The sequence below is a fragment of the Streptomyces sp. E11-3 genome (genome assembly GCF_046540415.1).
Classification (GTDB): domain Bacteria; phylum Actinomycetota; class Actinomycetes; order Streptomycetales; family Streptomycetaceae; genus Streptomyces.
Genome location: NZ_JAZGRL010000001.1, coordinates 3,819,768 through 3,827,875, shown reverse-complemented (window position 1 = coordinate 3,827,875; position 8,108 = coordinate 3,819,768). Strand labels below are relative to the sequence as shown.

Below are 8,108 nucleotides of genomic sequence, written 5' to 3'. Positions count from 1 at the left end.
CCCCCACCCCCCCCCCCCCGCCCCCGGTCGGCTCTGGTTACCCGAGCCCGCGCCATCCGGCCGGGTCCACCCCGCCCGGCACCGGCGCCCCTTCCTCGTACGGATGACGCGTGAACACGAACGACCCCAGGTCGAGATGGCTGACCGCACCGTCCTGCCCCCGGACCACCCGCAGAGTCTCCCCCGCGTGGTAGCCGTCGAGCCCGGTCCAGGTGCCGTCCTGCTCGGCCCGGAAACGGGAGCTGCGGCCGCTGCCCTCCAGGGGCCCCAGTTCGAGGCCCTGGTCCGCGGCCAGCCGCAGGGCGTGGGCGCGTGTCCCCCAGTACCAGGGTCCGGTCAGCGCCAGCAGCTCCTGATCGACCTCCGGGAGGGGGCGCCACGGCTCGGGCAGCCGCGGCTCGGCCTCGGCCACCGTCCGTACGAGCTCGGCGGCCAGCGTCACCACCGCAGGCCCCGAGGTGCAGTTGGCCAGCACGACGGCAGCCAGGCCTTCTTCCTCATCCAGCACCAGACCGGCGAGGAAGCCGGGCAGCGATCCGCTGTGCCCCGCCAGCGTCCGCCCCTCGTGACGCAGGAGCTGCACGCCCAGGCCGTAGCCCCCGTCCCCTGACTCGGGCGGCGCGGCCGGCGTACGCATCTCGCGCACCGACTCCGCGCTCAGCACCCGCCCGTCCCCCTGCGCCAGGAAGACCGCGAAGCGCGCCAGGTCACCAGCCGTCGACCACAGCTGCCCTGCCGGTGCCATCAGCCCCAGATCCTCGACGGGCTCCGGAAGCAGCACATCCGCCCAGGGGTGTACCGCCCAGCCGCCCGCGTGCGGAGCCTGCGGCTGGGAGCTCGTCCGGTGCAGGCCGAGCGGCTCCAGCACCTCGCGGCGCAGTACCTCGTCCCAGGACGCTCCCCGCAGCCGCTCGACGACCGAACCGAGCAGTGTGTAGCCGGGGTTGGAGTAGTGGTGGCGCCGTCCTGCCGGGTGCCGGAACGGCTCGTCGCCGAGTACGTCACCGAGCCCTGGACGCAGCGTGCCGGGCGTCCGCTCCCACCAGGGCGAAGGGGGCTCCGCGGTCAGCCCTCCGGTGTGCGCGAGCAGTTGACCGATCGTCACCTCGCCGGCGGCCGTTCCGGGAAGGTGCTTCTCCAACGGGTCGGCGAGGTCCAGCAGACCCTCGTCACGCAACCGCATGACCAGTACGGCGGTGAAGGTCTTGGTGATCGACCCGATCCGGTACTGCGTCTCCACGTCCGGGGCATGCCCGTCCACACAGGTCCGGCCCTCGCTCCAGACCAGCCGCCCCTCCCGGACGACGGCGGCGACGAGCGAGGGAGCCCGCCCCTTCGCCTGTGCGGTGGCCGTGCGGTGCAGCAGGGCCCTGCGCGTCGTGGGGAGCAGCTCGTGATGGCCGTCGGGCAGGCGGTCTTCGCTGGGTGGTGTCATGGGCCCAGTCCACCGGCAGACAGACCCCCGGTCGAGCCGTTTTCGCCGACTCGGTTCAGTTCGGCCATCTGCTGGATGCCGGACACAGCTCTAGGTGCGGGCATGTGATTGAGCGTCAAACGCCGTTGTCAGTGCCTCCCCATAGAGTGAAGACATCACTCGGGGAACCTCGGAGGGGGAACACAAACGTGTCCGCAAACAAGATCCAGCACAAGGTGAATCACGTCGCGCTGGTGGTGGACTGTTCGGGTTCAATGCGTCCGCACCAGAGTCAACTCATTCGAGTTGTGGACGAGTTCGTGGCGGGGTTGAAGGCAGAGTCGGACAGCCTCGGCCATGAGACACGGATCAGCCTCTACTCCTTCGATCACAGGGTGGAGAACCTCGTCTGGGACATGGACGTGAAGCATCTGCCGTCTATGCGGGGGCTGTACCAGGTCAACAATGGCGCCACGGCCCTCATTGAGGCTTCTCTGAAGTCCCTGGATGACCTGGGCCATATTTGGGAGGAATACGGCGAGCACAGCTTCCTCCAGATCGTCGTGACGGACGGTGAGGAGAACGCCTCCGGCGGCGACAGGCGGCACGACGGCGACATGGCCATCCTTGGCCCCTGGCTCGACAGGATCGCGGCGAAGATGGGCGGGCTTCCGGGCCACTGGACGTCCGCGATCCTCGTTCCGAACTCGCTGGCCAAGCGCACCGCCCAGAACTACGGTTTCCCGGCCGGGAACATCGCCATCTGGGATGCGGATTCCCAGAAGGGCGTCGAGGAGGCGATCGGCACCGTGCGCGCTGCCGCCACCAGCTTCCTCCGCGGGCGAGAGCAGGGGGTGCGCGGCACGAAGAACCTTTTCGCTGTCGGTCAGGACATATCGGTTGACGAGGTGAGGGCGAACCTCGAACCGATTCCGGCTGACAAGTACCGGCTCCTGAAAGTCGACGAGGAGGTCGAGATTCGCCCCTTCGTCAACTCGCATCCGGGCGTGACGTACGAACGTGGTTCGTGTTACTACCAGCTGGGCGCTCGCGCTCAGGTTCAGCAGAACAAGGAAGTCATCGTGGTCGAGAAGGACACCGACCGCGCCTATACGGGCGACGCGGCGCGCAGCCTGTTGTTCGGTACGAATGTCCAGGGGACCGTCTCCGTGAAGGCGGGGAACAACCCCAAGTTGGAGGTGTACGTACAGAGTCGTTCGGTGAATAGGAAGCTGAAGCCGAAGACGCGTCTGCTCATCATGCTCTGAAATCCAAGAGCGAAGAGCGGGGTGGTCCGGCGGCGGGCCTGCAGAAGGCGACGACTCTCAGGGTGTCACCCCGTAGCAGGTGGCGATCGCGGCGGCGCGGTCGCGCAGGGAGTCGCGCAACCACTGCGGGGCCAGGGCCTCCGCGTTCGTGGCGAGCTGCCACAGCGCCCATTCGGCGTGTCTCGAATCTTGGAAGGTCACTTCCAGCCGCAGCCAGCCGTCTGCGTCGGATTCCTCGGCTTCTTCGGCGCGGACGGCCAGCGCGGTGCCCACCAAGTCCTGCCGCCGCGCCGGGTTCACCCGTACCAGCGCGGTGACTTGGTCGCCGCTGGTCCGAAACTGCGTGCTGCGTTCCTGCCAGGCCCGGTCCAGATCGACCCGGTCTGGTCGCTGTGCCGGTTCGGCGAGTTCCTCGGCGGCCAAGACCTGGGACAGCCGGTAGGTACGGTCCGCGCCAGACCTCGTGGCCAGCAAGTAGCCCTGGCCGCGTACGGTGACCAGGCCGATCGGGTCCACCGTCCGCCACTTCGGGGTCTGGTCCACGGCCGCGTAGCGGATGCGCAACTTGTGTCCGGCGAATACCGCGCGCCGGACCTCGGCCACGACGATGTCAGGCACCTCCTCGGCAACCAGCCGACGCGAGAGGAGGTCGGTCTCCGGGTCGATGAGCAATCGCTGAGCCGCGCCGGCCGCGGTGGCCCGATAGCTCTCGGGTAGCGCGTCAACCACCTTGCGCATGGCCGAAGCGAGCGCCGCGCCGAGGCCGAATGCCTGCGCGCCGCGCCGCGATCCGGCGACCAGCAGGGCGAGCGCCTCGTCGTGGTTCAGTCCGGTGAGCTCGGTCTGGAAACCGGGCAGCAACGCGAACCCGCCCTGCCGACCGCGTTCGGCGTAGACCGGGACACCGGCTGCGGACAGCGCCTCGATGTCGCGCAGCACGGTGCGAGTGGAGACCTCCAACTCGCGGGCGAGCGCGGCCGCGGACAGCCGACCGTGCTGCCGCAGCAGCAGCACCAGCGATACCAACCGATCGGCGCGCACAGGAAGACTCTACAGAAATACATGACACACGGTGTCGTGTATTGCTTGGGAGGCTGATCAGCATGACAAACAACAAAGCGGCCACTGAACCGAATGACCTGGGCAGGTATTTCATCGAGCGCGCCAACGCGGGCGATGTCGACGGGCTGGTGGCGTTGTACGAGCCGGACGCCGTGCTGGCGTTCCCACCGGGCAACCTCGCGACCGGACATGAGGAAATCCGCAAGGTGTACGAGCAGTTCGTCGCGGCCGCGCCGGTGCTCTCGCCGGGCAGGCAGCACCCCGCGCTGGTCACCGGCGACCTGGCACTGACCGCGTCCACTCTGACCAACGGCGACGTGACCGTCGAGATCGCCCGTCGCCAGCCGGACGGGTCGTGGCTGTGGGCCGCGGACCAGCCGACACTCGCGCCGTAGCGGGGCGGCGGTGGGCCGGCACGACCGAGCCCACCGCCGCTCAGAACCGGCGTTCGCGGCCCCTCAGTCGAGACAGAACTCGTTGCCCTCGATGTCCTGCATCGGGATGCACGCGTGATTGCCGTCATACAGCGTTCGCACGTGTACCGCGCCGAGAGGGACCAGTCGTGCGCATTCGGCCTCAAGTGCGGCGAGGCGCTCTTCACCCACGAGTCCGGTGCCGACCCGCACATCAAGATGCAGCCGGTTCTTGGCGGCCTTCCCTTCGGGGACGCGCTGGAAGTACAGCCGCGGGCCCACCCCTGAGGGATCACTGCAGGCGAACCATGAATCCCGCTGTTCAGGTGGCTCCGAGCGCTTGAAGTCGTCCCAACTGGCAAACCCCTTCGGTGGCGGCGGTACGACGTACCCCAACACCTCGCACCAGAAGCGAGCGAGGCGCTCAGGTTCCGCGCAGTCGAAGGTGACTTGGAACTGCTTGATCGACGCCATCGGTCCACCGTATTGACGCATGCTGTTCAGCGAGACCCTAGGGTGTCATCGCCGGATCTGGGCACCTGCAAGACGGGTGATCAGGTCTGCGCCATGTCCACAAAGCGCGAGTAGTGCCCCTGGAAGGCGACCGTGATCGTGGCCGTAGGACCGTTACGGTGCTTTGCCACGATCATGTCCGCCTCACCCGCACGGGGTGACTCCTTCTCGTACGCGTCCTCGCGGTGCAGCAGGATCACCATGTCGGCGTCCTGCTCGATCGAGCCCGACTCACGCAGGTCGGAGACCATCGGCTTCTTGTCCGTACGCTGCTCGGGACCACGGTTCAGCTGGGAGAGCGCGATCACCGGGAGTTCCAGCTCCTTGGCCAGCAGCTTGAGGTTTCGGGACATGTCCGAGACCTCCTGCTGACGGCTCTCGGCCCGTTTGGAGCCGCCGGACTGCATCAGCTGCAGATAGTCGATCACCACAAGCCGCAGGTCGTTGCGCTGCTTGAGGCGGCGGCACTTGGCCCGGATCTCCATCATCGACAGGTTCGGAGAGTCGTCGATGTACAGCGGGGCGGCCGACACATCCGGCATCCGGCGCGCGAGGCGGGTCCAGTCCTCGTCCGTCATCGTGCCGGAGCGCATATGGTGCAGCGCGACGCGGGCCTCGGCGGACAGCAGGCGCATCGCGATCTCGTTGCGCCCCATCTCCAGCGAGAAGATCACGCTCGGCAGGTTGTTCTTGATCGAGGCGGCGCGGGCGAAGTCCAGCGCCAACGTCGACTTACCCATGGCGGGACGAGCCGCGATGATGACCATCTGCCCGGGGTGCAGCCCGTTGGTCAGCGAGTCGAAGTCCGTGAAGCCGGTCGGTACACCAGTCATCTCACCGCTGCGGGAGCCGATCGCTTCGATCTCGTCGAGCGCGCCCTCCATGATGTCGCCGAGCGGCAGGTAGTCCTCGCTGGTGCGCTGCTCGGTGACGGCGTAGATCTCGGCCTGGGCGCTGTTGACGATCTCGTCGACGTCACCGTCGGCGGCATAGCCCATCTGGGTGATGCGCGTCCCAGCCTCGACCAGGCGGCGCAGCACCGCCCGCTCATGGACGATCTCCGCGTAGTACTCGGCGTTGGCCGCGGTCGGAACGGACTGGACCAGGGTGTGCAGATACGATGCGCCGCCCACCTTGGTGATCTCGCCGCGCTTGGTCAGCTCGGCGGCGACCGTGATCGGGTCGGCCGGCTCACCCTTGGCGTAGAGGTCGAGGACCGCCTGGTAGATGGTCTCGTGCGCCGGACGGTAGAAGTCGTTGCCCTTGAGGACCTCTACGACGTCGGCGATGGCGTCCTTGGACAGGAGCATGCCGCCGAGCACCGACTGCTCGGCATCCAGGTCCTGGGGCGGTACACGCTCAAAGGTGGAGCCGCCGTCCCAACCGCCGCTGTCCCGGCCGCGGTCGTGTTGCTCCTCCCGGCCCCGGCCACCGTCGCGGCGCTGACGGGAGACGGGCAGACGGTCGCTGGGACCGCCATCGGCCCAGGGCTCGTCCAAGGGCTCGGAAATACTCACCGGGCCACCTCCTCCCGTCCGCCACGCGGACCTCACCGTGCACCACATTCCTACGGCACGGCACTGACAAAGCGAGAAGCCCAACTCCGTTTCTGACGCATCGGTTCTGCCGGGTCCGGAGACCGGGAAACGGGGGTGGGCGCCGGTCCACGGTAGGCCCGCGGGCACCGTCAGCCAATCTGGTTATCCACAGGCTCTGTGGATGACGGACCGGTTGCTGTGGAGAACCCGCCCAATCCTGTGCACAGCCCGGTGGACAGTTCTGTGAACAAGCCCTCAGCCGCTCCAGAAAACCATCTCTGACCTGCAGTTTCCCTACCTGCCCGCTGTGCATAAGAAAAACTTCCCCAGTCGGCCCAAGATCCTGGCAAACCGCGCGGTGTCGAGCGCCCATCCCACAACGAGGTAAGGGTCACAATGCCATTGCATCTCTTACCTGTGGAAGATTAGATTGGTGCCCATGACACAGGCTCCCCCGACCCCCAAGACGGTTCGCCGTCAGCACGACCGAGAGATCGTCGCGCTGGCCGTCCCGGCCTTCGGGGCACTCGTCGCCGAGCCGCTCTTCGTGATGGCCGACACCGCCATCATCGGCCATCTCGGCACCGCCCAGCTGGCCGGCCTGGGCGTGGCCTCGGCCCTCCTGATGACGGGGGTCAGTGTCTTTGTCTTCCTCGCCTACGCCACCACGGCCGCCGTCGCGCGCCGGGTCGGCGCGGGAGATCTCCCGTCCGCCATCCGCCAGGGCATGGACGGCATCTGGCTCGCCCTCCTGCTCGGCACCCTGGTCGTCGCCGTCGCGCTGCCCACCGCCCCGGCCATCGTCGACCTCATCGGAGCCTCGGACACCGCCGCACCCTACGCCATCACCTATCTGCGGATCTCCGCCCTCGGCATCCCGGCGATGCTCGTCGTGCTGGCGGCCACCGGAGTCCTCCGCGGACTGCAGGACACCAAGACGCCGCTCTACGTGGCCCTCGCGGGTTTCGCCGCCAACGTCGCACTGAACTTCGGCCTGGTGTACGGGGCCGGCCTCGGCATCGCCGGGTCCGCCTGGGGCACCGTCATCGCCCAGATCGGCATGGCCGGTGCCTACCTCGCCGTCGTCGCCCGCGGGGCACGGCGGCACGGCGCTTCACTACGGCCCGACGCGGCCGGTATCCGGGCCTGCGCCCAGGCCGGTGCTCCGCTGCTGGTCCGTACGCTCTCGCTGCGGGCGATTCTGATGATCGCCACCGCCGTCGCCGCCCGGCTGGGTGACGCCGAGATCGCCGCCCACCAGATCATCCTGACGCTGTGGAGCCTCCTGGCGTTCGCCCTCGATGCCATCGCCATCGCCGGACAGGCCATCATCGGGCGCTATCTGGGGGCGGGAGACGCCCAGGGGGCACGAGACGCCTGCCGCAGGATGGTTCAGTGGGGGATCGCCGCCGGAGTCGTTCTGGGGCTCCTCGTGGTCGCGTCCCGGCCGGTCTTCCTGCCGCTGTTCACCAGCGACCCCGGTGTACAGGACGCCGCGTTTGTCGCCTTGCTGGTGGTGGCTGTCTCCCAGCCGATCTCAGGCATCGTCTTCGTCCTCGACGGGGTACTGATGGGGGCCGGGGACGGTCCGTATCTCGCCTGGGCGATGCTGGCCACCCTGGCCGCCTTCACCCCGGCCGCGCTCCTGGTCCCCGTGCTCGGCGGCGGCCTGGCAGCGCTCTGGGGGGCCATGACCCTCATGATGACGGTCCGCATGCTGACGCTCTGGCTACGGACCCGCTCGGGCCGCTGGATCGTCACCGGTGCCACCCGCTGACCATCGAGCCGCCCCGCGCTCCGCGTTCCACGCCCTGTTTCACGTGAAACAGGGCGATAGCGCAGGCGGTTTCACGTGAAACATCCAGAACAGAGCAGAAGGGCCGCACCCAAGGGGTGCGGC

General features: G+C 68.2%; 7 protein-coding genes. 3 read left to right on the top strand and 4 right to left on the bottom strand.

The genetic code is table 11. The annotated features are described in order from the left end of the window. Positions 1–37 precede the first annotated feature (37 nt). On the bottom strand, positions 38–1,435 hold the full coding sequence (locus U9R90_RS17605; protein WP_411057402.1) for a serine hydrolase domain-containing protein: 1,398 nt from the start codon (positions 1,433–1,435) through the stop codon (positions 38–40). 188 nt (positions 1,436–1,623) lie between these two features. Here U9R90_RS17605 and U9R90_RS17600 point away from each other — a divergent pair, with 188 nt between their 5' ends. Beyond that, complete coding sequence (locus U9R90_RS17600) at positions 1,624–2,682, top strand: VWA domain-containing protein (protein WP_411057401.1); 1,059 nt, start codon at positions 1,624–1,626, stop codon at positions 2,680–2,682. Between the two features lie 57 nt (positions 2,683–2,739). Here U9R90_RS17600 and U9R90_RS17595 read toward each other — a convergent pair whose 3' ends face one another. After that, positions 2,740–3,723, bottom strand: coding sequence for a helix-turn-helix transcriptional regulator (locus U9R90_RS17595; RefSeq protein WP_411057399.1), 984 nt, complete (start codon positions 3,721–3,723; stop codon positions 2,740–2,742). Between the two features lie 62 nt (positions 3,724–3,785). On the opposite strand from U9R90_RS17595, the gene U9R90_RS17590 reads away from it, so the two are divergent. After that, positions 3,786–4,139 carry a YybH family protein gene (locus tag U9R90_RS17590; RefSeq protein WP_411057398.1) on the top strand — a complete coding sequence of 118 codons (354 nt, stop codon included), beginning with the start codon at positions 3,786–3,788 and terminating at the stop codon, positions 4,137–4,139. Positions 4,140–4,202: 63 nt separating this feature from the next. Here U9R90_RS17590 and U9R90_RS17585 read toward each other — a convergent pair whose 3' ends face one another. Both U9R90_RS17585 and dnaB read right to left on the bottom strand, forming a co-directional pair. Continuing rightward, entirely contained in the window at positions 4,203–4,631 is a 429-nt protein-coding gene (locus U9R90_RS17585; RefSeq protein ID WP_411057397.1) for a VOC family protein, read from the bottom strand. Between the two features lie 80 nt (positions 4,632–4,711). Continuing rightward, on the bottom strand, positions 4,712–6,187 hold the full coding sequence (gene dnaB / locus U9R90_RS17580) for a replicative DNA helicase (protein WP_411057396.1): 1,476 nt from the start codon (positions 6,185–6,187) through the stop codon (positions 4,712–4,714). A gap of 460 nt (positions 6,188–6,647) precedes the next feature. Between dnaB and U9R90_RS17575 the strand changes: the two genes are divergently transcribed. Then, positions 6,648–7,985, top strand: coding sequence for an MATE family efflux transporter (locus tag U9R90_RS17575; RefSeq protein ID WP_411057395.1), 1,338 nt, complete (start codon positions 6,648–6,650; stop codon positions 7,983–7,985). Positions 7,986–8,108: the final 123 nt, after the last annotated feature.

Excerpts from the sequence above, each read along its gene's own strand:
- U9R90_RS17605 (WP_411057402.1), bottom strand. The coding sequence starts at position 1,435 with ATGACACCACCCAGCGAAGACCGCCTGCCCGACGGCCATCACGAGCTG.
- U9R90_RS17575 (WP_411057395.1), top strand. The coding sequence starts at position 6,648 with ATGACACAGGCTCCCCCGACCCCCAAGACGGTTCGCCGTCAGCACGAC.
- U9R90_RS17590 (WP_411057398.1), top strand. The coding sequence starts at position 3,786 with ATGACAAACAACAAAGCGGCCACTGAACCGAATGACCTGGGCAGGTAT.
- U9R90_RS17585 (WP_411057397.1), bottom strand. The coding sequence starts at position 4,631 with ATGGCGTCGATCAAGCAGTTCCAAGTCACCTTCGACTGCGCGGAACCT.